Source organism: Sporosarcina ureae (assembly GCF_002082015.1).
GTDB lineage: Bacteria > Bacillota > Bacilli > Bacillales_A > Planococcaceae > Sporosarcina > Sporosarcina ureae_A.
In genome coordinates, this window is the sequence record NZ_CP015109.1 from 1,503,609 (window position 1) to 1,530,151 (window position 26,543).

Consider the following 26,543-nt stretch of genomic DNA (forward strand, 5'->3'; position numbering starts at 1 on the left):
CTTCCAATGCTTGGTTTATAATTTCATAACATAATCGACTATTATCTTTTAAATAGTGTTTTCAATTTAAGTAGTTGACCCTCTTAGTATTCTCAGCGTAAAGTATACTGGTAGAAGGTTAAAGTATGAAAAAATCAAAACTATTTCATACTCTTTTCCTCCCCTTCAACTATACAGACCTATTGCTCTTTACGCATAACAAAGTCCAAAGAAGCTTCGTAATGGTTGCCTTTTTTCTCAAACTTTGTAAGAAGATCTAAGCGCACGCCATCTGCTACGTCATTTTCAAGCCATTTATCATCATCTGGGAAGACTTGTGTAATAAGCGTTTCGTGCCCATCCGCTTTAAACATTAAATGAAGGTGTGCAGGACGCATTGGCTGTTTATCTGTGTACTCTAAAAATTCCCCTGTTGGACCACTTGTTGGAATTGGATAAGGAGTTGGTAGAATCGTCTTTACTTCAAAATCACCGTTCTCGTCTGTATAGAAGTGACCTCTTAGGTTATATCTAGGGGCTACTGAGTCAAATGCTGAATAAGTTGCATCTGCATCATTTTGCCACATTTCAACTTTTATATTACCAAGTGCATGACCGTCAACACTACTTACATTCCCCTTAAAGTACAAGACTTCTCCTGCTTCATCAGGACGTTGTGTCAAAACAAGCGGCTCGCCAGCTACCGCTTCTAACAGTGGAGATCCTTCAATAAAGTATGGCCCTAGAAGTGAAGGTTGGGTTCCAGGCATCTCTGTATACATCGAACGCAATAGGTGTGTTTCTAGGAACACGTCTGCAAAAAGTGGAAGTTCACCTGTACGTCCTAACCTATCAGCCCAGTTCACGAAATTTGTATATTCTTCGTGATTTAGTTTCGCTTCTTCCAAAAAGCTTTGGATATGCTTTATAAATAAGTCAAAAACCTCCACTACACGTTCATTCTTTTTAATCGCTTCTTTTTGCATGATTAAATTCCCCCTAATTATTATTCAGTCTAACTTCTTCAATTGACTATTTCCCAAAAATATTCATTACAAGTAATAAGCCTTTAGAGAAGTTAGAATATTTAATCTACAATTACATCTTATTCTAACTGAAAAACAAAATCAATACACGAATAGGTCTAACTATATCCATTATTCAGACCCTTTAGTGTTGAGTTTTTCATTGAATACAGTAACTAAATATTTATTATCTATAGATTTTGTTAATTCGACTTGCAGCTGATTCACTTTTATCACACGAAAAATTGCTTACACTGAAAGGTCGTACTTCAGCATAAGCAATTTCGAATTAGCTATGGTTAAATTTTTATTAGCTCTTTTGATAGTTTTCCAAACTTGCCAGCGAAATAAGTTAAGGCATCCCCTTCATTACTTACGAAATTCTGTACTTCTCCCACAAACAACACATGATCGCCGCTATCATATTCTTGCCACGGTTTGCATTCAATATAAGCAAGTGACTCTTCAAGACGAGGAGCATGTTCGCCTTCAATCCAGTTAAAAGGGGCAACTTCTTTCGGTCGTCCTGCAAAATGCATTGCGACATCCTCTTGAGAAGAGTTTAAAATATTAACGGTAAACGCGTTATTTTTCATATGTTCAAATGCTTTTGTTTTACGGTCTACTGACACCAATACAAGAGGCGGATCTAGTGAGACAGAAGTAAATGAGTTCGCTGTTAAGCCATGAGATCCATTTTCTGTTTTACACGTCACAACGGTTACGCCAGTTGCAAATTTCCCCATGCAGTTTCTAAATTCTTTAACATCCATTTATATACCCCCTATGATAATTTTATTGTGCGTTAGTTAAAGCGTATGGCTTCCTACCCAATAAATAATAAGCTTGTTCTGTTTTTTGTTGTCTGAAAAGCTCACGGATTCGTGTTGACGAAATAACCTCACCTTTAGAACACGTAACTACAGGATGTTGAAATGCATTAAAATGTTTAGTTAAATCTTCAATCGAACCGCTTTTCCCACTTCCAAAGTGAAAGCCAGGACCAACCCATATTTCTTTTGGATTTATTTTACTTAATTCATCGATAAAATCTCGCACACTTTTTGACGCTTATACCTGATCAAACGAAGCGAAAACGGTATAGAAGACACCTAACTCTTCAAGAAATTTTTTCTTTTCAGGTAGTGAAGTCAGCATGGATTGATTTTGAAAATAAACTTTAGGTGGGGGATCAAATGTGTACACAACTAGTGGTACATCATAATAATCCGCTTGTGCTTTAGCTTGACTAATTAAAGCTTGATGTCCTCTATGAATCCCGTCAAATGCACCAATCGTCACAATAGATTGATTCAATTCTAATTGATTGTTTTTAAAACAAATCATAATAGTCGCCTCACTTTCTCAGTTGTATAAAGAGAGAAGGATAAAACCCTTCTGCTCTTGAATTTCACTTACATAGTGCGCATGACAAAGTCCAGAGAGGAGACTTTATGTCCATCTTTTTCTTCGAGCTTTGTCATTAAGTCTAAGCGAACGCCGTCTGCTACATCTGTTTCCAACCATTCATCGCCTTCGAAAAACACTTGGGTAATTAGTGTTTCATGACCTTCTGCTTCAAACATTAAATGTAAGTGTGCAGGTCTCATTGGATGTTGATCCGTATAGTCTAAAAACTCTCCTGTCGGTCCATCAGTCGGAATTGAATACGGAAGAGGCACTATGGTTTTAACTTCAAAATCTCCATTTTCATCCGTGTAAAAATGTCCTCTGAAATTATACTTTGGTGCATCCGAATCAAATGCTGAATACTTACCAGAATCATCGTTTTGCCACATTTCTACTCTAACTTTCTCAAGTGGTTCTCCATTTGTATTACTAACATTTCCACTAAAGTACATGACGTCTCCAGCTTCATTAGGTCGTTGTGTTAATACAAGCGGTTGTCCTGGCTTAGCTTCGATGAGAGGCGTTCCTTCCACGAAATAGGGTCCTAATAGCGAAGGCTGAGTTCCAGGCTTATCTGTATACATCGCTCTTAATACGTGACTTTCTAAGAATACGTCTGCATAAAGTGGTAATTCTCCAGCACGCCCTAAACGATCTGCCCAATCCACAAAGTTTGTATACTCTTCATGATTTAAGTTTGCTTCTTTTAAAAAGTTTTGTACATGCGATATGAATAAATTAAATACCTCTTCTACACGTTCATTTTTCTTTGATAGTTGTTTTACCATTATAAATTCCTCCCTTTTTACGTTTCATGTTTTCAAAAGACTTACTTTTTTCCATATGCATGTACATCATCGTTATTAACCCACGTTGGATTGACCCAACCATCTAAATCGTAATCATCCATACACTCTTGTACAAAGTCTTCAAATTTCTGCGCTCGGCCACTAGCTTTCGCTGTTATTAAGTTTTCCAATCGAATATTTTCATTGTTACCAGAATAATTTCTTTCGTACAACTCGTGACGACCACCATATTCAGTACCAATTGCATCCCAAAGTAACTTAATCACTTTGATTTTCTCTTCAGCCTCTATACCATTTGATCCACGGTATAATTTATCAATAATCGGACGCAGTTCAGTATTCTTGAAATCAGCAGCACTAGATGGCTGTACAATTAAACTTCCCGCAACAACTTTCTCTACAATATTTTTCACATGTGACCAACCGTCAGACATGAATACTCGATATGCCAACCCATATTCTAGATTGGGTAAAACAGTATTGTTAGCTCCTTTTTCAGGATTCAATGCCATGGCATCACTCATTGCCCAAAACATGTTACGATATGCAATGACTTCACCGATTTGGGCTTGAACACCGCGGAATGAATCCGTTCCATTCCCACGTAACGCCTTAATGAGTAGACCAGAAATGAAGTCTAATTTAACAGCGAATCTTGTTACACCGTGGAAAGTTAAACGGTGGAGGAACCCACTCTCAGCAAAAAATGTATTCGCTTTTTCAATATCTTTGTAAACTAATACATTCTCCCATGGTATGAGAGCGTTCTCAAAAACTAGGACGGAATCATTTTCATCGAAACGGCTACTAAGTGGATAGTCAAAAGGACTTCCTGTGACAGCTGCGTTCATTTCATAAGATGCTCGACAGACTAGTTTAATACCTGGTGTATTCATATCAGCAATGAAAACAAGCGCATATTCTTCGCTAGGAATTGCTAATGCACCGTAGTGAGCAACGAAGTTATAGTTTGTAAGCGCAGACCCTGTTGCAACCATCTTCGCACCACTTACTAAAATCCCTTCTTCCGTTTTACCTACCGCATGAATAAAGACATCTTTCACTTCATCAATCGGCTTATCCCGATCAACAGGGGGATTAATAATCGCATGGTTGAAGAACCAGTTCTTCTCTTGGACTTCTTTGTACCACCTTCTAGCATTATCAGCATATTCTCCGTAGTATTCTGGATTTGCACCCAATGTCGCTAAGAACGATGCTTTATAATCCGGTGAGCGTCCCATCTGGCCGTACGACATTTTAGCCCATTCTGCAATCGCATCACGCGTTTTAAACAAATCTTCAGGAGTTTTGTCTGGTACGAAGAAACGTTGTGTATACCCACCATTCCCTGTATCAGTTTCTCTTGTTAATATATCCTTATATTTCGGATCATGTAATGCATCATAAAGGCGAGCGATAGAGCGAGCACTATTTCGAAAACCTGGATGAGTCGTCACATCTTTTACTTTCTCACCATGTAGCCAAATTTCACGATTGTCTCTTAAACTTTCAAGGTACTCTTCACCTGTCATCGGTAGTCTAACTGCTTGTTTTACTGTCATAAATACTCCTCCTTTTAATGTAACCGCTTACTAACTTGAATATTACACCTAGTTTCAAATGTATGTAACTGTAAATAAATAGTGACAAATGATTAACCACTAGCAGTTTTTGCGGGAGTGCATAGATTAACCTTCTAAACAGCGAGTTTATTAAAGTGCATATAATAAAGAAGCTAGGACATAAATAGAAAATCTATTGAAATTAACAAAAGGAGCAAAATTAAAACCGCGTAAAACCAAAGTTCTTTTAACTTGGTTTACGCGGTTCTTTCATTTTATTGAGTTTTGTCCCAGCTTCTTAGATTTTTTAATTTCCCATTACTTTTAATCCAAAGTATATTCTTGTAGCCAATTGTCCATTAAATCGACCAGATCCTGTTTTCAAATCTATATCACTTAGTGACTCAATCTTTTCAATTCGATAACGTAGACCTGCGATTGATAGATGTAAATCATCAGCTGTTTGTTGAAGATTACCGTTATTATCCAAATAGGATTTTAATGTTATGAGAAGGCTGCCTGAGTTACATTCATCATATTCAACTAGGGTTCCAATTGTATTCATATAAAACTTTAAAAGTTCCTCATGATCCGTACCTTTTAAAAACATCATAATTCCCTCAAGGTCCTTGTAGGTTGCTTGTCTACTACTTACAGGATACGTTAACTGGACAAAATCACATATCCGCTTGGCATCGATATAACTTTCCTTTAACTGATAAATGGAATCTACCAAACGTCCAGAACCAATGTGCACAATAACATCAGGTATATTTTTCTTGATTTCATTTATCAAACTAACACAAAAATCTTCAGCATCTTGACTTCTAACTTGGGTAGCTATAATAACGATATAATTACATTTCACAAAAAAATCTAGTGTGGGGTATTTATTCATTAAAACGCGTACCACTCTATCTTTCATACCTTTTGGAATGACTTTAAGCGTGACAATACGATGTGGCCTATTAATATCAAACCCAAAACTTGCAGCTTGTCTATTTAAAGTATTCTCATCTGTAATTTCATTAGTAATCATTTCATCAAAAAAGTCTTCTTTTTTACTCCAGAGTGATTCTGTTATTTTACGTTGATGATACATTTGAATTGTAAAAATCATTAAAGTACGTTTAATAATCGTCTGTTCTCTTTGATTCAATTTCTTTTTTCCAATGACCGTTAGATTTCCAAGAACAACTTTGTTGTTTTTTATTAAAAAAGATTCAAAAAATAAACCATTTCGTTGGTTTATAATGACTCCACTAGCTTTCAAATTCATATATGCTAATTGCTCTTCATTACTTACAAAATACGAAGAGTACACTTCATTGTAATGGTCAATTACAATACTTCGATTAAGTATATTACCAATCGCATGCGTTATTTCGTTAATATCTTTATCCTCTAAGAATAACTCTGTCAACTGATTTTGAACTTTCTCAGACTCAATAATATTTTCATTTAGTTGTTCAATTTCAGAATACATATCATCTATTACAGACTGCATAGACTCGCTTTGATAATAGCGTAAGTCTGTTAGATACGCTTCATCACAATGGGCTACGGTTTCAGCAACAAAATAACATTCTGCGTCTCCTATGCCCCGACAATGTTTCTCATACGCGACTACTTCTTGACCAAATGCACTCGTCAAATAACCACTCGCATAACCAATTAATGTCCAGCAAATGGCTTCGTTTCCTATTTCATTTTCAGCAATGTGATTCGTAAATTCAAATGAATTTTTCCAATATCCTGTAATATATAAATGATCTTCGTTAACTTCTAATATATCAGGCTCTACAGTTACAATTCCCTCTAATGTATGCATGACTGTTCCTGACAGTATTAGTTCCTTCAAGGATTCCCATTCATATTTTTCTTTAATAGATTCAGCAGCCCGTTTGCCGCAAGCCCAGCCGTAGCGCATCAAAAAACCTTTTGCGCGTTCTTTACCTAGCGTATTTATTAAGTCACTACGTAATATTCCCAATGCCTCTACAGAAATTAACCCCATTCTTTTGTCGTGAAGTTTAATGATTCCTGTACGCGGATTAATATCAATTAAGTTTTGCAACAGCAAGCTATTAGCTTTCATCAATATATTTCCCTCACTTCATAACTTTTTAATTTCCATAAAGATTTTATACACTACTTATTAATACAGAAAAACACCGTTTGTAATCGCTTTCAACAGATTCTATAAAAAACCCTCTTTTATCATTAAGAAAAAATGATGATGTATTATTTTAATACATCACCATTTTTCACCAATCATTTGACATTTTCAACTACAACGGAAATTCCTTGACCTACACCGATACACATGGAAGCCAGCCCTAGCTTCGCTTCTCTTTTTTTCATCTCATAAATAAGTGTAGTTAAAATACGCGTTCCACTAGCACCAAGTGGGTGACCTAAAGCAATTGCACCACCATTTACATTTACTTTTTCAATGGCTAAGTCAAGCTGTTTCACACATTCCAACGATTGGGAGGCGAACGCTTCATTAATCTCCACCAAATCAAAGTCAGAGGCAGATAGATCATATTTTTCCATTACTTTTTTCGTCGAGTAAATCGGACCAAGTCCCATCATAGAAGGAGCCAATCCAGCAGTAGCTGAGCCTACGAATTTAACTAGTGGCGTTACATTTAATTCCTTGGCCAATGCTGCACTCATTAACATAACACCTGAAGCACCGTCATTTATACCACTAGCATTTCCTGCTGTGACAGTCCCATCATTGAATAATGGGCGTAATGTGCTTAATTTTTCTATTGTTGTATCAGCGCGTGGATGTTCATCCGTGTCTATTGTTGTTTCTACACCTTTACGATCCTTAATCGTTACTGGAATGATTTCATCTTTAAAACGACCTGACTCCATCGCTTTCTTTGTAAGCTGTTGACTACGATAAGCGAAAGCATCCTGGTCTTGTCGTGAAATATTGCATTGCACTGCAACGTTTTCTGCAGTTTGCGGCATGGTTTCCGTACCATACATACGGTCTAGTTCTGGATTTTTGAACCGCCAGCCCATCGTTGTATCTACTAAACCGATATCTCCACGAGGATAATCCGTTTCGGGCTTCCCCATGACAAAAGGAGCCCTTGTCATACTTTCAGTCCCGCCAGCAATAATAACATCACATTCACCCGATAGGATAGAGCGAGCGCCTAAACTTACAGCATCTAAGCTAGAGCCACATAGACGGTTCACAGTCGTACCACTAACTGTTTCAGGTAATCCTGCGAGTAGTAAAGACATCCTAGCGACATTTCGATTATCTTCTCCAGCACCGTTAGCATTGCCTATCATCACATCATCAATAAGCTCAGGGGAAACTTCAGGATTCCGTTCGACTAATGCTTTAATAACAATAGCCGCTAAATCATCTGGACGGACGGACTTGAATTGTCCTTTATATCTACCGATAGGCGTCCGAACCGCATCTACTATAACTACTTCACGTTTCATACCTTCCCCTCCTGTAATAATTCATTACTGATAGTATAAAACGCAGTTGTATTAGCTTGCACATCTTCTATTGTGCTATCTCCCATTAATTCAACTAGTTCGTAATGCTCGCCTTGCCATTTGAATACCGCTAAATCAGTAATAATTGTCTCCGCTACACGTTCGGATGTGATTGGGAAAGTGCATTCATCTACAAGTTTGGGTCTTCCATCATTCGCCACATGATTCGTTGTGATAATGATCTTTTTTGCTCCTTCAAGTAAGTCCATTGCACCGCCGACGCCAATAATATCTTTTCCTGGAATTGCCCAGTTCGCGATTCTTCCTTTCGAGTCAATTTGCAAAGCACCAAGAATTGCAACGTCAATATGCCCTCCCCGAATCATCGCAAAAGAATCTGCACTACTGAAATACGAAGCTCCTTGCGCTTCACCAACAGGAAGTTTTCCAGCATTGACTATAAGCGGATCTATATCTTCTTCCTCGACAGATGTAACACCTAACAGTCCGTTTTCTGTATGTAAAGTGTACAATCCATCATCAATGTAATTGGCAACTAATGTTGGAATTCCGATTCCTAAATTAACAAATGAATAAGGTTCAAGTTCGTCTGCGGCACGTTTTGCAATTAGTTCCCTATTATTTCCCAATACTCTTCACTCCATCTTTTGTTAATATCCATTCACTTTTCACAATCGCATCTACAAACAAATGCGGTGTAGCTATTTCATCTGGAGCCAGTTCTCCTACATCGACGACTTCATCGACTTCTGCAATAACGTAGTTTGCCGCAGTCGCCATATTAGGGTTGAAATTTCGAGCGGTTTTGTAATAAACTAAATTACCTAATCGATCTGCTTTCCATGCTTTAATAATCGCTACATCTGCTTTCAACCCTTCCTGTAACAGATAGGTTTCGCCATTAATTTCTTTCGTTTCTTTTCCTCTTGCTAAATCAGTACCCACAGCTGTTTTCGTGTAAAAACCACCGATACCTGCTCCTCCTGATCTAATCGCTTCAGATAGTGTTCCCTGTGGTAATAGCTCAATCTCAAGTTTTCCTTCATTATAATACTTTGCCACATCACGATTGCTTGTAAAATACGATCCAATCGCTTTCTTTATTTTTCCTTGTCTCAGCAAAATGCCTAGACCTTCACCAGCTTCCCCGACATTATTACTAATGACCGTTAATCCAGAGATGTCATGTCTAGTTAAATGTTCAATGATGGATAGAGGACTGCCAACTAATCCAAATCCACCAACCATCAAAGTATGGTTAGATTTAATCTCTTTCAGGGCCTCTTCAATGGAAAACTGCTTATCTAAATACATCTCTTCACCTCTTTATTATTTTCAAGTAAAGCTAGTATAGACATCTCGACCTCTGGCTGCCGTTCGAACATAAGTGTGTAGTGATTTGCCGGCACTTCAATGCTTGTTAAGCTGTTCGCTGTCTCTATTGTTTCGTTATATGTTTCTTTAGTAAATAGTGAATCTTTCTGTCCCAACCTGCCATATGCAATGACAAGCAAAATCGGACATGTAACCCTTCGGAAAATTTTTCTTGGTTGGAAATCATAAAAACTAGTAAAGTCTTTTTCCATAGCTGTTGCTTCCGATTTATGACGATAACCATTTTTGGTTTTTTTCACTTCATACCGTGTAATTTCTTCGACAGCCTTATCCCACTGAACATCGAGAGAATCATAAATGGCTTTCGTTTGCTCCACGTAGTCATCTTCTGATTCATATACCTTTTCCAATCGGCTAAGCGATGGAACGATTAATGCGCGTTGACGTTCTTCAGTAGTTCCCGCACCATCTAGTAAAATTAATGCCGCCACGTCTATTTCACTAGCCACCTGAGCACAAATGTAAGCCCCCATTGAATAGCCCATTAAAATTGGTTTTTCAATTTCATACTTTTTAATGAATGCTTTTAGATCTTCAGCATGTCGAAACAGAGAAGTTTGTTCATCAGCGGGACTACTATTGCCCCTCCCGCGTAAGTCATAACTAATAAACCGATAATCTTTTTCTAGCAATCGTCTATAATGATAAAATGTCTTATGATTACCCGTTAGCCCATGAATCGCAATAATGGTCTCCTTTTTTTCAGGATTATCACATACTGCAAGCTTTATGTTTTCATGAATTTCAACTTCTTTTAACATCATTGAATCCTCCTCTTAATCCACTTGATAAACAGAATATTTAACACCTGTAGGTAAACGTTGACCTGTTGAGATAAAGATTCTTTTATTCATCCAATCATATTTTTTAGAGGCAGTTTCAAATATTGGATTTGTACGGAAATAATACTCGTCTACAGTCACTTCTTCGTTACGATCAAGACGTTCCAACACTTCTTTAGGTCCTGTTCGAATACCACGATAAGACATCATGATTAATTCTTTATCGTCTGTTTCTAGTAGAATGCGCACATCTTGGATAATTGTTCCGTCTTCTCTAACTGTAATCCAATCATCACCGCCTGGAACAACTTTTCCCTTAATGTCACTACCATCAAAATGGCCACCTTCTACTCGAATAATTCGTCTTGTGCCAATTGGGGTAGTTCCAGGTAAATGGGCTTTCTCTACAACTAACTCTAAATCAAATAAGAAAGTAAGCTGTGGTGCTTTAAAATACGCCATTTGTAACTCTCTCCTTTTTTCTTCTGTATTTTTCTATTTTCATTTCATCTAACTCAACACCTAAACCTGCTCCTGAAGGAATAATTACTTTACCTTCTTTAAATTCCAGCGGATTTTTAACTAAATCATCGGCAAGCCATGGTGGTCCAAACGATTCACAGCCGTATGATAAATTGCGTATTGTACCGAATGCATGAATACTTGCCGCTGAACCGATCGAACTCTCTAGAGATGTACCACCAAAACAAGCTAATCCCGCAGATTCTGCGATAGCAGCAATCTTTAAGGTATTTCGCATACCACCTGATTTATGAATTTTAAGAGAGAATATATCAGCTGCTTTTTCCTGGACAAGTCTTTGCGCATCCTGGATTGTTGCGACACTTTCATCTGCCATAACCGGTACCTTTTTCATGCTTACAAGTTTTGCTGCACCATCAAAATCGAGTGGTGAAAGTGGTTGTTCTAAAAAATCGACACCTGCATCATTCAAGTGTTCCATCCAACGAACAGCTGTTAACTTATCCCATGAACCGTTTGGATCAATACCAATTGATGAGATGCCATGTAGACCTTCGGCAATTTTAATTGCTCGCTTAGCATCATCTACTGGTTGATATTTACCCGCTTTGATTTTGAAGTCTCTGTATTGTTTACTGCTAACCAGTTCTTTTGCTTCTGCTATATCATCATCCGCATCACCTGTTGCAAGTGCCCATTTCACATCAATCGCATCTTGGTATAACCCACCCAATAGTTGATGAACAGGAGCGTTATATATTTTACCGACTACGTCGAAAAGTGCCATTTCAACTGTTGCTTTCGCAAATGGATTTGCACGTACATGCCGGTCAAATAATTGTAGTAGCTGCTCAATATTTCTAGGATCTTGATTAATTAGCAACGGTTTTAAATAACGCTCAATGACAAGTTGCATCGTTTCCACGCTTTCACCGTTCCACCAAATCCCCGGTGTTGTTCCTTCTCCAATACCAATAAGCCCATTTTCTAATTCTACTTGGATTACCACAAAACTTTTCGTTGATACAATCTCAGTTGAAAATTGATGAGGTCTTTTAATCGGTAGATCTACAATTACTGAACGGATTCGCTTAATCATAGTTTTCATTTTATATTCTCCTTTAATAGATATACTGTTGCCAAATCGCATTTTAAATTGTACGATAGTCGTACATAAACTATTGATATCGTACAAGATAATATAATCATGAAAGTAGGCAGAATGTCAATGAAGAATTCTAATAATTCTATTAAAGATGCAGATTTTATCCAGTCATTAGAACGTGGATTACTAATTATTCAAGCTTTTTCAAATGAAAATCAAACACTTACAGTAAGTGAAGCTGCAAAAATTACAAACTTAAGTAGGCCTACTGTGCGCAGAATCTTTCTCACGCTAGAAAGTTTGGGGTATGCGGAATCTACTGATGGACATTACTCCTTAACCGCTCGCGTATTATCTCTTGGTTATGCCTATATATCCTCTAAAAACATTTGGGATATCGCACACCCTCATATGCGTGATCTCGTTGAACAAACTGGTGAATCTACCTCGATTTCCGTTTTAAACGGAGAAGAAATTGTCTATGTTGCAAGAATTCCTACGAAACGAATTATGATGATTGCTTTGGATGTCGGCTCAAGATTGCCTGCATACGCAACTTCAATGGGCCAAGTATTGCTCGCCAACTTATCCCCATCTGAACTAGATGATTATTTTACTGACGTAGACTTTAAATCATTCACGGCAAGAACAGTAAGTAGTAAGTTGGAATTGATCGAAAGACTTACACAGATTAAAAACGAGGGATGGGCCTTTGTTGAACAACAGCTAGAAGAAGGGCTGAGTTCGTTAGCTGTCCCTATTCGAAATAATGAAGGCAAAGTAATCGCAGCTATCAATATTTCTTCACATGCGAATCGTATTAATAGAGAAATGGTAAATGACAAATTTCTTCCGTTGTTAGTAAAAACTGCTGAGAAAATTAGTATAGACCTATCGAAATCCCATCGTATTGTGCGACTGTAAAAAGATCCGCTTGGTTCACATGACCAAGTGGATTTTTTTACAGTCGCATTAGTATGGATGCTGTTCGGGATGACGTGCATGAAAATCTCACCCTAACGAATGGGCTTGGCCGCAAATTTTTCTGTTTGAACTATATATAGATGATGTATCGTCATTGGGAAGATATTATTCTACACATGATATTGACAACTAAATTAATAATGTGTATGGTAATGTGTATCAAATGACTCTAATTTCCCACTATTAGAAGAATTTCTTTAATTAAATACCTAGTAATCTAATTTGTTTAATTAAAAAAGGTGGTGTTATGAATATAAATTAATTTGAAATGACCTTGTAATTGGACATAAAAGAAGTGATTAAAAATTTATTTATTTCAATTTATGTGCAATGAGAACACACGGAGGAGTTAAAGTGTTAGGAATTGTAGATGATACGTCCTCCATAATAATAATGAAAAGGGTGAATTTTGATGAAAAAGTATATTATGCAGCTTATGCTCGTTGTTTCACTAATTTTTGTGTTAGCAGCTTGTGGGAATGATGAAGGCGCATCTGAAGACAATGAAATAGAAACAGGAAAAAATTACGAACTAAGATTAGGGACTGTCATTAGTGAACCCCATCCTTGGGCAGACATGGCAGAATACTTCGCTGAAGAAGTTGAAAAGCAAACAGACGGTCATGTTAAAGTTTCAATTCATGCAAATGGGTCGTTAGGAAACGATGAAACTATTATAGAAGAATTACGAATGGGGACAGTCGATTTTATCATTGGGGGCGCTCAAAATGCAGCGGCATTTGTTCCTCAGTATCAAGTCTTTGGAATCAGTTACTTGTTCGAAGACATGGATCACTTCGAGAAAGCGATCAGTAATGACGGTCCTGTATACGATTACTTGAAAACAGAATATGAAACTAGAAATTTAGACATAAAACTATTGTCTTTAGCAGGCGGTGGAACGCGATATTTATCGAATAATAAAGGAGAAATCGCAACTCCAGAAGATTTAGACGGTATAAAAATGCGCATTCCAAGCTCACCGATTGAAAGTGAAATTTGGTCAGCACTAGGTGCGTTGCCTACATCACTTGCGTGGAATGAATTGTACTCAGCCGTTCAAACAGGTGTGGTTAATGCATTTGAAAGTACGTTGAGTGGCTATACAGGTAGTAAACTATACGAGGTAGCACCATACGTTAGTTTAACAGAACACCTTTATATGGCTTCACACTTCTCAATGAGTGAAGCAACTTATAATAAGTTACCGGCAGAATATAACGAAATCATTGAAAAAGTAGCTATTGAGGCCGGAATATTAGGTACCGAACGTGGAATTGAAATGGATAAACAATTACTAGAGGAATTGCCTAGTTTAAAAGTAACGACGACAGAAGTTGATAAACAAGCGTTTATTGATATATTAACACCACTACATGACAAATTAGCTAAAGACTCTGAAGCCACTGATTTACTAGAAATTATAAGAGAGTTAAAAAACTGACCGATTTAATTATTTGTTTTGTCAGTGCGATCGTCTAGATTACAAACTGACAAAACAAATAACTAATTAGCAAGATTATTGTATTTATCAAAGGAGTTTTTATCGTGCTGTTTAAATTTAACAACTTAGTCGAAAAAATTCTAACTTTTGTTTCTGTACTATTATTAGCTACCTTTATTATCGTTGTATTTGTGAAAGTTATTGCAAGAAATTATTTCGATATTCCAATGGTTTGGGCAGATGAATTTTCGTTACTATGTTTCATGTGGACTGTATTTTTAGGTGCAGCCATTGCACTTCGACACAAAAAACACTTTATCGTCGACTTAGCACCTTCTAAACTGAAATTAAATTTAGGTTTCGATATTTTATCTCACTTCATCGTCCTTTCACTCATCTACGTAATGATTGTTTATGGTTATAATTTTACTCTATCCGGTCTATCCCGGGCATCTAATTCATTACCATTTACTCTCTCTTACTTCTTTGCGACGATTCCAGTCTCTGGCGTCGCGATGTTGTTATTTACAATCGAATTAATTATTTCAGATACAAAAAGATTTATGAAATTAACTAGTAAAGAGGTGTATGTTGATTGAATCCACTCATTTTACTCCTCATCGTATTCTTTGGTTTGATTTTCATACGTGTGCCAATCGCATTCGCTTTAGGCATTTCCTCTATGGTTACAATAGTATATATTGACCTACCATTTACGAGTGTTATAAATCACATGTTTGCGAGTATTAACTCTTTCACACTTCTAGCCGTTCCGTTTTTCCTTCTCTTAGGTAGTTTGATGAATGATGGAGGGATTACAAATCGATTGATCAATTTTTCGAGAACACTGGTCGGTCATATTAAAGGTGGTTTGGGCCACATCAACATATTGGTTAGTATGATTATGGCTGGATTATCTGGATCAGCTGCGGCGGATACTGCAGCCGTTGGATCAACATTAATCCCAGCCATGGTAAAAGAAAAATATGATGCAGGTTTTACAGTGGCGATAACCGCTGCTTCCTCCACATTAGGCGTCATTATTCCACCTAGTATTATGATGGTGGTGTACGGTGCAATGGCTCAAGTTTCAATCGGGAAGCTTTTTTTAGCAGGTATTGTACCTGGTATTTTAATTGGTTTAGTGCAAATGAGCTATACATACTATATGGCTGTTAAACATAATTACCCTGCTTATCCGAGAGCGCCGATAAAAGAAGTACGGACATCTTTTAAACAAGCTTTCGCTACGTTATTATTACCAGTCATTATTTTAGGCGGAATTGTAGGTGGAATTTTCACACCGACTGAAGCTGCCGTTATTGCTGTATTTTATGCCTTAACACTTATGTTTTTTTACAAATCTTTAAAAGTAAAAGAATTACCAAGGATTTTAAAGGAGTCAGTCATTATGTATTCCTTGCCAATGTTCGCAATTGCCACTGCGGGTATTATGGGCTGGCTCATCGGTTATTTACACGCACCTGAATTGGTGGCAGATTTTATTACGAATATAACGACGTCCTCTTCGGGTATATATTTAATGATCGTGGCTTTTCTATTGGTAGTGGGAACATTTTTAAGCCCTTTGGAAGCAATTATTATTTTCTTGCCAATTCTTATGAAGTTGGGAGAAATTGCTGATTTAGATCCAGTTCATATGGGGATCATCGTTTGTTTAACGTTAGCAGTTGGGATGGTAACGCCACCTTATGGAATTTGCTTACTCATTGCAACGCAAATTGCGGAAATCTCTACGCCGCGTGCATTCTTGGCAGTTTTACCTATTATCGGCTTAACTTTAGGCGTCATTTTACTCGGTGTATTTATGCCAAACCTGTTTTTATTTTTGCCTAATTTATTAATGCCCGATTAACAAGGCTCAACGAACAACATTTTGAATTGAGAGGATAGATAGTCATGCATTCATTTGTAAAAACACCAGCACAGAGAAAGTTAATAGAACAAATTGAAAAGTTAAAGCCTTCATTTAAAGCACGTGAACCTGAGCTAGATACGCTAGGCTCATTTCCTTTTAAAGATATAGAAGAACTTAAACAAATAGATTATCATCTATTAACATTACCGAGAGAAAGTGGCGGGCAAGGTTTTGGATTGTATGAATATATACTAGCGCAAGAAGCTATTTCTGAAGGTAGTGGCTCGACTGGTTTATCGATTGGTTGGCATAATGGAATTGTGCTTGAATATGCAGAAAACCGTCACTGGAATGAAAAGGCCGGACAATTTTTAGTAGAAGAAATACGAAAAGGTGCCCTCATCAACTCGCTTGGCACTGAAAATAATACTGGAAGTCCGACGCGAGGAGGTTTACCACAAACGAATGCAGTTGCTGACGGTGATGACTTAATCATTAATGGTGAGAAAACGTATGCTTCACTCTCTCCGGTTCTCGATTACTTTCTTGTTTCTACAACGACTGAAGAAAAAGAAGTAGAACACATTATGATTCCCCGTACAGCTGCTGGTGTGTCTATCGAACAGTCATGGGATAGTTTAGCAATGCGAGGTACAGCGAGTGATACAGTCGTATTTAACAATGTGCGTGTGCCGAGGTCAAATATCTTGAAGAAAAATAAACCCGTTGAACCTGTGTCAAAAGGTTGGTTACTGCATATTCCTGCTTGTTATATCGGCATTGCAGCGGCAGCAAGAAACTATGCACTTGAATTTGCCACTTCCTACGTGCCTGTCTCACTTGGAAAACCCATTGCCGAAGTACCATCCATTAGTCAGAAGATCGGTGATATGGAGCTGGAGTTGTCTACTGCAAGACATTTATTGTACGGAACGATCGAACGCTATGAAGCTGCGACGGATAAAACAACGTTTGAAGAGTCACTAGATGTAACGAAAATCGCTGTCACAAGTGCCGCTATCTCGATTGTTAATACAGCCATGGAAATTGTCGGTTCTCGTGCTTTATCCGAATCAAATCCAATGCACCGGTATTATTTAAATGTCAGAGCAGGATTATACAACCCCCCGATGAACGATGTCGTTACTTCTAAAATGGCTAATAAAGCAATTCAATCGATGAAAAAGGCTACGATGAAGTAATAAAAAGTAAATACGATTTCAAACAACTTGATTTCGACGATTCATTTGCCATGCAAGGCACTTCAGTATAACGGTACTTTACTTTTATGCATTCTGTAACATTCATTGTTGTTTACACATATGAATAGTCTTTTTCAATCTAAAACAGCGCCCCCTGAAAAACAGGTGGGCGCTAATTGTTGCTGCCGAATAAAGCTTACTATTAATAGTCTATCAGTTAGGTATTGTACACCGATAGTAAATTACTTCTCTAGGAAATCTGGTTGTTCGTTTGTAATTCGTTCCCACAGTGGCTGAAAACTAAACCATCCAGCTAATGATGTTCCTAATTCTTGTGCTGTATCTTCCGCAACTTCATCGGATATAATTTTAGGTGTTCCCACAGCCTCTGCCATTAATTGTTGCTGACAACACTTCTCCATAGTTATAAACCACCAAGCAGCTTCATCAATTGTTTCACCAACAGTTAATAGTCCATGATTCTGTAGTATTAACGCTTTCTGGTTTTCAAGCAACTCGCCTAACTTTTTCCCTTCATTATAATCTAATACTACCCCATTGAATTCTTCATATAGACCATGTCTATTAAAAAACACACAGGAGTCTTGAGATATTGGATCCAATGCTCTTCCTAACGCTGACCAGGTCGTGCCGTACGTAGAATGGGCATGGGTTACAGCTTGTACATGTGGCAATGCCTCATGAATTTGAGAGTGGATTGCTAACCCTGCGGCATTAACCACAGCATCTTTCTTTCCATCGATAATTTCTCCTTTAAAGTTAGCTAGTACTAAATCTGACACTTTCATTTGACTGAAATGTGTTCCAAAAGGATTTACCCAAAATAATTCAGGATGTTCCGGATCTCTTACCGTCATATGTCCAGCTATACCATTATCAAACCCAAATCGCGAAAATAATCTAAAGGCCCCTGCCAACCTTTCTTTTATATGTGTACGTTCTTCTTCATATGTTTCAAACTTTGGTGGTGTTGGAAAAGTAAATTCTGCTTTCATAATGCCTCTTACCTCCATTAATAGATTTTGTTTTGATAATTAGCTTGTATCGAGTAAAGCTCGATAAATAACTAGTTATACAACAAATCAATTCAATTTAAGGATTCTTCATTGAATATATACGGATTAATTACAATCATTAAAATATTGGCAATAATACACTTATAACTTTCTCCCCTGACAACTAGGTTACCTGGATCATTTATAACTTCAAACTACTCGATCCAGCTGTATTACGCGATAAAATCTGCCACGTCCATTCTGAAATATGCTTCTAGTAAGTAATTGCTATTGACTCATATATGTAAAGTGTCATTAATGCTAAGTCAATTTCTGTATTTTATTATGATATTAGAAATCCTTTTATAATAGCACAGCAACCAAGAGCTGATATCAAGCAATCATGATGGTTATATTTAAAACATCCATGCATTACGTCTATACTTTTTAAACGCTGAAAATACATTATCGACCTCCTTTTTTATATCAAATTTCCTCATGCGGAAATTTTTTCTATGATAACATAAAATTTTGACATTGGCGAGTAAGAAAACAGATAATTTTTTACTTATTCATCATTTCTTCTTCTCTTATTATTTTTGATTTTTTGATTCAACTACTATGAATTGCACATATAAAGTTAAAGCATCATTGGGAAAATACTTTCTGATTAGAAGGCAAAAAGTTACTACTTAATACTCCTACATCAGATCGCTTGTCTAAAGCATCCAAGAGGTAGAGCACCACATCTAACAGACACTCCTTAGCCAAAAAGCATTGTGTTGGAATTTTACTCTGATGTTAAAAAAGTACTTGTCCTTACATACATAAAAGTTCTGTAATTCACAGGTGTAGCAACTCTTAGCGTTACCCAATTACCTTACTGAAGTTCAGCAAAAGACATTTCCGCTGATCTTTAATAGTTGAACACCTCGCATCATGGTATATCAAGTGTTGTCTTGACACCAGACATGACACGCGTGATAATTTAAGACATTGGATGGTACATATACAACAATCCACGTGACTAATGAGAGGAAGATGCATGTGAGAAAGAAATTGAAACTAGGAACGATGATCCACGGTGTCGGTGAGAAAATATCAGATTGGCGACATCCTGCTATACCATCGGACGCGAGTATAAGCTTTGAATTTTATAAACAACAAGCCCAAACGTCAGAACGCGGAAAATTTGATTTTGTTTTCATTGCTGATGCTTTGTACATCAATGAAAAATCGAATCCACATTATCTGAATCGATTCGAACCACTCACGATACTTTCTGCATTGGCAGCAGTGACGTCGCACATTGGTTTAGTCGGCACATTATCGACGACCTATAGCGAACCTTTTTCAGCAGCAAGGCAATTTGCTTCACTTGATATGTTAAGCAACGGACGGGCAGGATGGAATGCGGTGACGTCGGGGTTAGAAAAAGCGGCATTAAATTTTAGTAAGGAGGTTAAAGATCATCCAAGTCATGCCGCGCGTTACCGGATGGCAGCCGAGTTTGTGAAAATCATGAAAGGCTTATGGAATTCCTGGGAAGAGGATGCTTTTATACGCAATAAAGAGACTGGGCAATTTTTTGAGCCAACTAAACTACATACATTGAATTATGAAGGCGAATTCTTTTCTGTACAAGGACCACTGAATATCGGTCGTTCAGTACAAGGACAGCCGGTAATATTTCAGGCTGGCTCATCAAAAGCAGGCATTGCGTTTTCTGCACAAGAAGCGGATGCAGTTTTCGCGATTATGCCTGCTTTAGAAGAAGCGCAACGCTATTATAAAGATGTAAAAGAGCAAGCAACTGCCCTAGGACGTAACCCTGACGACGTTATGGTTCTACAAGGGATCAGTCCGATTATTGGAAATACAGAAGAGGAAGCAGAACGGAAATTCGGTGAACTTGCCAGTTTGGTGACAATTGAGCAGGCTCTCGCTTTTTTAGGTCGACTTTTTGAACATCATGACTTTTCCCAATATCCATTGGATGCACCTTTTCCCGATATCGGAAGTATTGGGCAAAATAGTTTCAGGAGTGATACGGATCGTATTAAGATTGAAGCACGTATGCAAAGTTTAACCTTGCGCCAAGTAGCTTTAAGAGAAGCCACGCCCCGCACACCTTTTATGGGTACTGCGAAACAAGTCGCCTATTTGATCGAAGCTTGGTACGAACAGAATGGGGCTGATGGTTTTATGCTGATTCCGAATTTACCAAGCGAATTAGAAGCATTTGTTGATGAAGTTGTTCCCATCCTTCAAAAACGTGGGATTTTTCGGACAGATTATGAAGGGACTACTTTGCGGGAGAATTTGGAGTTGCCTTACGTGGAGAACTACCATTCACTGAACTAGATAACTTTTTGCACTCGTTTGGTTGAAGCATAAAATATTATCGAACGTTCGGCTGAACAAAATCCAACCTAGCGAAATCCGAATAGAAGTTCTTCTACAACTTTAGTACTTTGCTTATTTTTTTACTGTATGATGATCTAATGAATAATAAATTTGTTTTCCAAAGAGGAGGTTTTGCATGAAAGTTGCTCTAATTACGTATTCCCATGAAATTCAGGACATAATTAAACATTCGCATCAATTGGATCCATGCTTATCGGAAGCGGAAGTAACTGACTACATCAGCAAGTTGGCAAAAACTGATGTAATGGATAGGTATATTGATCAATACAGAAATAAAGTAACCAGTTCAGTCATTTACGAAGCAATTGCACAAGCTTTTAAATTCCGCTTAGAACGAGTTCCCGTGTTAACCAAAGAGAAAATTGGTACTTTTGAGATCACACCCTCAACGGATTTAGAAACTTGCAACAGTTTCCCTTCACAAATCATTCTAGATTTATATTTGGCACATCATCATCATCGCGTGACAGGTGACGAGATCCGTACAATGATTAACCACTATTTCGGTATGAATCTGGTAGGAATTGACGGACTAGGAAAGACCAAGATTTCTTTGTATTCTAAAGGCCAGTGGCTAGTGAAAGATGCAAATGATTTATTTGTTATTCATACTGGAACCAAAGATATCGACGTAAAAATATACGGCACAAACTACTTCAAGGAGCGAACGGGATTGAAAAACATACCGACTGAATTACAACAATCTTTAGCCAACCTTGGCTACCGTCATAATCCACAAGAGGGGGTGTTTTACTTTTCAAATCCTTCAGGTTTTTCCGTGTCCGATGCATTTAAAGGTAAAACAATAGATGCAGTCATTGAAGTCACAAATGCATTATACCAGTCTATCTGACTATGAAAGGTAACCCGGAGAGGAGGCAAACAAGTAGCTCTCTCCGGGTTATTCACTTTCCAAAAGAAGATAGAAACTTCACGCGATCTCCCATTGGGGGTATTGTATGGTCTATTAAAGAAACTTCGAGGACTGACGGCCCCTCGACATTCATAAGCTCGTCTATTACTCCTTGAGTCAGATCTTCCAACGCTTCAATTCGTTTACTCGGTATGTTCATGACCGCAGCCATAGCTGCAATATTCACAGGTTCTTGCTCAAATGATGGGTGGGAGCGTTTATATTGCAATGAATGTCCATGATAGACCATTCCTAAGCGCGCATTATTCATGACAACAAATAAAATCGGTAACTTATGTTCTTTCGCGGTAAGGATTTCCATACCGTGCATGAAGAAACTCCCATCTCCCGTAACGCAAACTACTGGACGTTCAGGTTCAGCAAGCTTCGATCCAATTGCAGAACCTATACCGCTCCCCATCGCTCCAAAGTGCACATTAATATCAAATGAATCGGACTCTACTACGTTCATATCGTGAATGATATACGCCATGAACTCGCCTATATCTACGGTATATCTAGTATTGCGAGGTACGTATTTTTGCAGACGCATCAAGATATTTTTCGTATTGTACTCTTCATGATCCTTCCTCTCTATTTCTCGCTTACTAACTGCTGAATTTTTCGTCGGCACGTGTAATTTTTTTAGTTGATCTAGCAATGCCGCCAAGCTTAAATCTATGTCTCCCAACACAGCAATATCTACTTCATATTTTCGATTAAAAACGGATGAATCGTAGTCTAATTGAATAGTGTACCGATTTTTAGTGAGATTGGTGTTCCAATTATTCGTAGCTGTCTCGCCTAAGCTAGATCCTACCACTAGTAGAGCTTCACCATCTGTGCCATTGATGAGTGCAGAGGTTTCGTCATGACCGGCAAAACCGAATACCCCAGCGAGGAGTGGATGATCGTCTGTAATATATCCTTTTGCTTGTGGTGTTGTAATGATCGGCCAACCAAGTGTTTCCGCCAACTCAAGTAACGGATCGACAGAGTGCCTGATACCTTGCCCTACGAAGATATATCCATTTCGTTTATTGGCAAGCTCTCTGGCAACTGACTGTATAGTGTTTTGATCTGGAACAATCGGCGTTCTTTTTGGCGATGTCGGTATTTCAGGAGCTTCAATTTGATTGATTTGGATATCTATCGGCATAGCGACATGGACAGGACCTGGCACACCAGAAATCGCTATTTCACATGCCTTTGCTACTTCGCCAAGCAAGTCTTTCGAATCCGTTACAGTTACACTATATTTCGTCACTGATCTAAAGAGTGGCTCCGCATTCAATTCTTGAGAAGCATTCAAACCGACAGTATCGACAGGAACTGCACCCGTCAAAAATAATACAGGGATATGTTCACGCATGGCATTGGCAGCACCAGTCAGGAGATTAGTACCACCAGGTCCACTGCATCCAATACAAACACTCATAGTAGCCGTATATTTGGCATATGCAACTGCCATGTAAGAAGCTGCGCCTTCATGCTTCGTCACAATCGGCATTAGTTCAGGTATTTCATACAACTCATCAAAAAATGCATTGACTGAGCCAGCCGGGATACCAAAAACGTGTTTTACGCCACTAGCTCTTAAATAATCCAATACTGTTCGAATAGCTTTCATAAAAACCCTCCTTTAGTAGCCAGATATGTGTTTTCGAATTCATTCACTTTCAATGGCACATTAAAATAATAACCTTGCATAATGTAACATTCTCTCGCAGCTAAAAATTCGGCTTGTTCCAGCGTTTCGACACCTTCAGCAACTAGGTCCAATCCTAGATTTTTTGCCAATGTAATAATTGTATTCGCGATGGCTGAATTGTCGTCAGTACTTTTCAATTCTTGAATAAAGGATTTATCAATTTTTAATGCATTGATTGGCAAGTTTTTTAAATAACCTAAAGAAGAATAGCCTGTACCAAAGTCATCAATGGACATTTTGATGCCAATTGCCTGTAATTCTTTCATCGTCTGGATAGTTAGTTCTGTGTTTTTAATAATTTGGTTTTCGGTAATTTCAAGACATAAGAGTTCCGGTGATACCCCTACTTCATCTAATATACCTTTAACCGTTTGGAATAAATTATTTTGTTCAAACTGACGAGCCGATAAATTTACGGATACTACAATCGGTGGATATCCTTTTTCTTTCCACTTCTTGATTTGGTTACACGCACTTCTGATCACCCATTCACCGATAGGTACGATCAAGCCCGTCTCCTCAGCCAACGGAATAAACCTATTTGGCGATATTAATCCTTCTGTTGAATGATTCCATCTCAATAAAGCTTCTGTTCCGATGATAGTACGTGAACTATAATCAATTTGAGGTTGAAAATAAAGTTCCAACTCCTCACGATCAAGCGCTCTATATAAAGCATTTTCAAACTGTACATTTTCAAATGTCCTGATATCCATCGCCAAATGATAAAATTGATAACTGCTGCCAGACACGGTTTTAGACTGATACATCGCAATATCGGCATTTTTAATCAATAATTCTGCCGTCTGTCCATCTTGTGGAAATAAACTGATCCCGATACTGCTATGAACATGCATTTCATGGCCTTTTAAATTGAACGGCCTGTTGAATTGGTCAACAATCTTTTCGGCCACCTCTATCACTTCTGCTTCGGATACAATACAAGGCAAGTAAATTATAAATTCGTCCCCGCCTTGACGAGAAGCTGTAGCGCCTTCAGGGAGACATGCGCATATGCGTCTTGCTACATGTGCCAATAAAATATCACCATAGCTATGTCCTAATAAATCATTAACTGATTTGAATCGATCCAAGTCCATGAACAGTACAGCTGCTTTTTCTTCGAGAGTATGAGCCAAACTCAAGCCCTGTTCCATGCGATCTTTTAATAGCACCCGGTTGGGTAAATTGGTCAAGCTATCATAATACGCATGGTATCTAATTTCCTTCTCCATTTTCTTTCTTTCAGAGATATCTTTAAATGTAACGACATACCCAACGATCCTATCTCCTTCTTCAATGGATGATTTAACATATTCCACTGGAAAGCTAGACTGATCTTGTCTGAAAAATAGAACTTCATCTTTTTTCGTATGGTTTTCATCATAAATAATACTGACGGGCATCCCTATTAACTCGTTCATCTTCTTATACCCTAGCATCATGGCGGCAGCAGGATTACAAAATGTGATGATACCATGTAGATCCAACCCGAATATCCCTTCACCTGCTGAATGAAGAATCAGTTCTTTCTCTCTACTTATCCGCTGTAACTCTTTCATCGCCGCTTCTAGTTCGTTGTTCTTAACCGTGATCTCTATAGTCCGCTGTTCTATAATCAACTCTTGTTTTTCCATATTCAATAAGTTCAATAAAGTGGAAGCTGTTGTATCAACAATAGATTGCGTCAGTTGCTGACTGGCCTGGGAGTAATTTGGATTTTTTTGTTGAAGATCTGCAATGACTATTAAACCCAATACTTTCCCCATGGAAACGATTGGAAGAATAAACATCGATTGAATACCAAAATACCGACATACCTTATGATTCACTCGATCATCTGCAAAGACATCAGGAATGAGTTCTGCTTTTCTAGTAGCGATCACTTCTTGGAACACTTTATCGTTTTCATCGTCAAACTTTATCTCGTCATGAGACTTCACCCACGCTTCTGCAGACCAATCACTAGTACGATTAATGGTTGCAGGCTTAATCTTCATATGCACTGATGGATCGATTAAATGCACACCTATATTATTGTTTCCAAGCACTCTTTCTATATATAGAAAACATATATCCAGCGCCTCCTGCATGGTAGAACACATGGATAATTTCCGGGTGATATCTAACAGCAATTGCTTTTCCTGAATAAGTTCTTCTTTATTTGTTAGCAGCTTGGCATTTTGAATAGCGACAGCAGCCATATTGACATAGGACTGAACTGTTTGAATCTCAAGCTCCGTTAAATTCATTGGTATTCCATAATCAAACAAGAATACTAGTCCAAATAATTCCGTCTCTACAGTAATAGGTAAAACTAATAGAGATTTTATCTTAAATCCTTCAACTGCTCTTGGATCGGGTCGATGGTCTTTGGATGTATCCGGTATATATATCGTTCTTTTCGTTTCAATTACTTCTTTCGCCAGTAAATCGAAGTCGGTATCAATTACATGCATATCGAGTGTCATACCATTGATCACTTCAGGTTTTCCGACGAACCCCCTAAATGACCCATCTTGTTGTGGCAAATAAATTCCGACCGAATCACATCGGACAATCTCCTCTGATATAGCAGTGACCACGTGATTCAGTACTTCCCTTAACTCTAGCCTCGAATTTATTAACTTTGTTATATTTGCTAGACGAAGATATCTTGTTTGATCTTTCACTATTCATACCTCCTCTTCCACTTAAGTATATTCCTTACTTATAGTGTAGTAGATACCTTCATCTGCATCGAGAAATAACATCTCACTCTATTACTCGACTACATATTCCAAGTGGGCTTAAAATAGATGGAATCCAGTTATATTAAATATATAATGAACAGGAATATTTTGTATAAGCACAAAGTAGTGTTCACAACATACTCCTTTAGTTTACAAGTGGTTTCTAAAAAGATACACATTT

The 26,543-nt window shown here is 37.9% G+C and carries 23 protein-coding genes; 7 read left to right on the forward strand and 16 right to left on the reverse strand.

What is annotated here, in order from left to right:
• Positions 1–179 precede the first annotated feature (179 nt).
• The 13 genes from SporoP17a_RS07425 to SporoP17a_RS07480 form a co-directional block, all read right to left on the reverse strand.
• Entirely contained in the window at positions 180–965 is a 786-nt protein-coding gene (locus SporoP17a_RS07425) for a dioxygenase family protein (RefSeq protein ID WP_083034097.1), read from the reverse strand.
• A gap of 338 nt (positions 966–1,303) precedes the next feature.
• Positions 1,304–1,777, reverse strand: a complete 474-nt coding sequence (locus SporoP17a_RS07430; protein WP_083034098.1) for a flavin reductase family protein — start codon at positions 1,775–1,777, stop codon at positions 1,304–1,306.
• Between the two features lie 22 nt (positions 1,778–1,799).
• Positions 1,800–2,063, reverse strand: coding sequence for a nucleotidyl transferase family protein (locus SporoP17a_RS17255; RefSeq protein WP_335695509.1), 264 nt, complete (start codon positions 2,061–2,063; stop codon positions 1,800–1,802).
• A gap of 12 nt (positions 2,064–2,075) precedes the next feature.
• Positions 2,076–2,351 carry an adenylyltransferase/cytidyltransferase family protein gene (locus SporoP17a_RS17260; RefSeq protein WP_335695510.1) on the reverse strand — a complete coding sequence of 92 codons (276 nt, stop codon included), beginning with the start codon at positions 2,349–2,351 and terminating at the stop codon, positions 2,076–2,078.
• A gap of 68 nt (positions 2,352–2,419) precedes the next feature.
• A complete protein-coding gene (locus SporoP17a_RS07440; protein WP_083034099.1) occupies positions 2,420–3,202 on the reverse strand; it encodes a dioxygenase family protein in 783 nt (260 codons plus the stop codon).
• A 41-nt stretch (positions 3,203–3,243) separates the two neighbouring features.
• On the reverse strand, positions 3,244–4,788 hold the full coding sequence (locus SporoP17a_RS07445) for a 4-hydroxyphenylacetate 3-hydroxylase family protein (RefSeq protein ID WP_083034100.1): 1,545 nt from the start codon (positions 4,786–4,788) through the stop codon (positions 3,244–3,246).
• Between the two features lie 307 nt (positions 4,789–5,095).
• Positions 5,096–6,886, reverse strand: a complete 1,791-nt coding sequence (locus tag SporoP17a_RS07450; RefSeq protein WP_083034101.1) for a XylR N-terminal domain-containing protein — start codon at positions 6,884–6,886, stop codon at positions 5,096–5,098.
• Positions 6,887–7,062: 176 nt separating this feature from the next.
• Positions 7,063–8,268, reverse strand: coding sequence for a thiolase family protein (locus SporoP17a_RS07455; RefSeq protein ID WP_083034102.1), 1,206 nt, complete (start codon positions 8,266–8,268; stop codon positions 7,063–7,065).
• Positions 8,265–8,918 carry a 3-oxoacid CoA-transferase subunit B gene (locus SporoP17a_RS07460; protein WP_083034103.1) on the reverse strand — a complete coding sequence of 218 codons (654 nt, stop codon included), beginning with the start codon at positions 8,916–8,918 and terminating at the stop codon, positions 8,265–8,267. The genes SporoP17a_RS07455 and SporoP17a_RS07460 overlap by 4 nt, the downstream gene beginning before the upstream one ends.
• Entirely contained in the window at positions 8,908–9,603 is a 696-nt protein-coding gene (locus SporoP17a_RS07465) for a CoA transferase subunit A (protein WP_083034104.1), read from the reverse strand. The genes SporoP17a_RS07460 and SporoP17a_RS07465 overlap by 11 nt, the downstream gene beginning before the upstream one ends.
• A complete protein-coding gene (locus SporoP17a_RS07470; RefSeq protein WP_167693397.1) occupies positions 9,594–10,445 on the reverse strand; it encodes an alpha/beta fold hydrolase in 852 nt (283 codons plus the stop codon). Before SporoP17a_RS07470 ends, SporoP17a_RS07465 begins: the two co-directional genes overlap by 10 nt.
• Before the next feature lie 15 nt (positions 10,446–10,460).
• Positions 10,461–10,928 carry a DUF3237 domain-containing protein gene (locus SporoP17a_RS07475; RefSeq protein WP_083034106.1) on the reverse strand — a complete coding sequence of 156 codons (468 nt, stop codon included), beginning with the start codon at positions 10,926–10,928 and terminating at the stop codon, positions 10,461–10,463.
• Positions 10,915–12,057, reverse strand: coding sequence for a muconate/chloromuconate family cycloisomerase (locus SporoP17a_RS07480; protein WP_167693398.1), 1,143 nt, complete (start codon positions 12,055–12,057; stop codon positions 10,915–10,917). The genes SporoP17a_RS07475 and SporoP17a_RS07480 overlap by 14 nt, the downstream gene beginning before the upstream one ends.
• Positions 12,058–12,177: 120 nt before the next feature.
• Between SporoP17a_RS07480 and SporoP17a_RS07485 the strand changes: the two genes are divergently transcribed.
• From SporoP17a_RS07485 to SporoP17a_RS07505, 5 genes are all read left to right on the forward strand, one after another.
• Positions 12,178–12,978 carry an IclR family transcriptional regulator domain-containing protein gene (locus SporoP17a_RS07485; RefSeq protein ID WP_083034108.1) on the forward strand — a complete coding sequence of 267 codons (801 nt, stop codon included), beginning with the start codon at positions 12,178–12,180 and terminating at the stop codon, positions 12,976–12,978.
• Positions 12,979–13,450: 472 nt separating this feature from the next.
• The gene (locus tag SporoP17a_RS07490) at positions 13,451–14,482 is read left to right on the forward strand and encodes a TRAP transporter substrate-binding protein (protein WP_083034109.1); all 1,032 of its coding nucleotides are present in this window, start codon (positions 13,451–13,453) and stop codon (positions 14,480–14,482) included.
• Positions 14,483–14,586: 104 nt separating this feature from the next.
• On the forward strand, positions 14,587–15,081 hold the full coding sequence (locus SporoP17a_RS07495; protein WP_167693399.1) for a TRAP transporter small permease: 495 nt from the start codon (positions 14,587–14,589) through the stop codon (positions 15,079–15,081).
• Positions 15,078–16,358, forward strand: coding sequence for a TRAP transporter large permease (locus SporoP17a_RS07500; protein WP_083034111.1), 1,281 nt, complete (start codon positions 15,078–15,080; stop codon positions 16,356–16,358). Before SporoP17a_RS07495 ends, SporoP17a_RS07500 begins: the two co-directional genes overlap by 4 nt.
• 44 nt (positions 16,359–16,402) lie before the next feature.
• Positions 16,403–17,563 carry an acyl-CoA dehydrogenase family protein gene (locus SporoP17a_RS07505; RefSeq protein WP_083034112.1) on the forward strand — a complete coding sequence of 387 codons (1,161 nt, stop codon included), beginning with the start codon at positions 16,403–16,405 and terminating at the stop codon, positions 17,561–17,563.
• 242 nt (positions 17,564–17,805) lie between these two features.
• Here SporoP17a_RS07505 and SporoP17a_RS07510 read toward each other — a convergent pair whose 3' ends face one another.
• Entirely contained in the window at positions 17,806–18,579 is a 774-nt protein-coding gene (locus tag SporoP17a_RS07510) for a class II aldolase/adducin family protein (protein ID WP_156890544.1), read from the reverse strand.
• Positions 18,580–19,620: 1,041 nt separating this feature from the next.
• Here SporoP17a_RS07510 and SporoP17a_RS07515 point away from each other — a divergent pair.
• Both SporoP17a_RS07515 and SporoP17a_RS07520 read left to right on the forward strand, forming a co-directional pair.
• Complete coding sequence (locus SporoP17a_RS07515) at positions 19,621–20,943, forward strand: LLM class flavin-dependent oxidoreductase (RefSeq protein ID WP_167693400.1); 1,323 nt, start codon at positions 19,621–19,623, stop codon at positions 20,941–20,943.
• A gap of 178 nt (positions 20,944–21,121) precedes the next feature.
• Positions 21,122–21,859: a hypothetical protein gene (locus tag SporoP17a_RS07520; protein WP_083034115.1), complete on the forward strand. Its 738-nt coding sequence runs from the start codon at positions 21,122–21,124 to the stop codon at positions 21,857–21,859.
• Between the two features lie 52 nt (positions 21,860–21,911).
• Here SporoP17a_RS07520 and SporoP17a_RS07525 read toward each other — a convergent pair whose 3' ends face one another.
• Together SporoP17a_RS07525 and SporoP17a_RS07530 are read right to left on the reverse strand one after the other, a co-directional pair.
• Positions 21,912–23,549, reverse strand: coding sequence for a thiamine pyrophosphate-binding protein (locus SporoP17a_RS07525; protein WP_083034116.1), 1,638 nt, complete (start codon positions 23,547–23,549; stop codon positions 21,912–21,914).
• Positions 23,546–26,305, reverse strand: coding sequence for a bifunctional diguanylate cyclase/phosphodiesterase (locus SporoP17a_RS07530; RefSeq protein ID WP_083034117.1), 2,760 nt, complete (start codon positions 26,303–26,305; stop codon positions 23,546–23,548). Before SporoP17a_RS07530 ends, SporoP17a_RS07525 begins: the two co-directional genes overlap by 4 nt.
• Between the last annotated feature and the right edge of the window lie 238 nt (positions 26,306–26,543).

Bases quoted from the DNA above. Each gene is read 5' to 3' on its own strand.
- SporoP17a_RS07465 (WP_083034104.1), bottom strand. From the start codon at position 9,603: ATGTATTTAGATAAGCAGTTTTCCATTGAAGAGGCCCTGAAAGAGATT.
- SporoP17a_RS07445 (WP_083034100.1), bottom strand. From the start codon at position 4,788: ATGACAGTAAAACAAGCAGTTAGACTACCGATGACAGGTGAAGAGTAC.
- SporoP17a_RS07430 (WP_083034098.1), bottom strand. From the start codon at position 1,777: ATGGATGTTAAAGAATTTAGAAACTGCATGGGGAAATTTGCAACTGGC.
- SporoP17a_RS07475 (WP_083034106.1), bottom strand. From the start codon at position 10,928: ATGGCGTATTTTAAAGCACCACAGCTTACTTTCTTATTTGATTTAGAG.
- SporoP17a_RS07440 (WP_083034099.1), bottom strand. From the start codon at position 3,202: ATGGTAAAACAACTATCAAAGAAAAATGAACGTGTAGAAGAGGTATTT.
- SporoP17a_RS07450 (WP_083034101.1), bottom strand. From the start codon at position 6,886: ATGAAAGCTAATAGCTTGCTGTTGCAAAACTTAATTGATATTAATCCG.
- SporoP17a_RS07515 (WP_167693400.1), top strand. From the start codon at position 19,621: ATGCATGTGAGAAAGAAATTGAAACTAGGAACGATGATCCACGGTGTC.
- SporoP17a_RS07455 (WP_083034102.1), bottom strand. From the start codon at position 8,268: ATGAAACGTGAAGTAGTTATAGTAGATGCGGTTCGGACGCCTATCGGT.
- SporoP17a_RS07510 (WP_156890544.1), bottom strand. From the start codon at position 18,579: ATGAAAGCAGAATTTACTTTTCCAACACCACCAAAGTTTGAAACATAT.
- SporoP17a_RS07425 (WP_083034097.1), bottom strand. From the start codon at position 965: ATGCAAAAAGAAGCGATTAAAAAGAATGAACGTGTAGTGGAGGTTTTT.
- SporoP17a_RS07520 (WP_083034115.1), top strand. From the start codon at position 21,122: ATGAAAGTTGCTCTAATTACGTATTCCCATGAAATTCAGGACATAATT.
- SporoP17a_RS07470 (WP_167693397.1), bottom strand. From the start codon at position 10,445: ATGTTAAAAGAAGTTGAAATTCATGAAAACATAAAGCTTGCAGTATGT.
- SporoP17a_RS07485 (WP_083034108.1), top strand. From the start codon at position 12,178: ATGAAGAATTCTAATAATTCTATTAAAGATGCAGATTTTATCCAGTCA.
- SporoP17a_RS07490 (WP_083034109.1), top strand. From the start codon at position 13,451: ATGAAAAAGTATATTATGCAGCTTATGCTCGTTGTTTCACTAATTTTT.
- SporoP17a_RS07505 (WP_083034112.1), top strand. From the start codon at position 16,403: ATGCATTCATTTGTAAAAACACCAGCACAGAGAAAGTTAATAGAACAA.
- SporoP17a_RS07480 (WP_167693398.1), bottom strand. From the start codon at position 12,057: ATGAAAACTATGATTAAGCGAATCCGTTCAGTAATTGTAGATCTACCG.
- SporoP17a_RS07525 (WP_083034116.1), bottom strand. From the start codon at position 23,549: ATGAAAGCTATTCGAACAGTATTGGATTATTTAAGAGCTAGTGGCGTA.
- SporoP17a_RS17260 (WP_335695510.1), bottom strand. From the start codon at position 2,351: ATGATTTGTTTTAAAAACAATCAATTAGAATTGAATCAATCTATTGTG.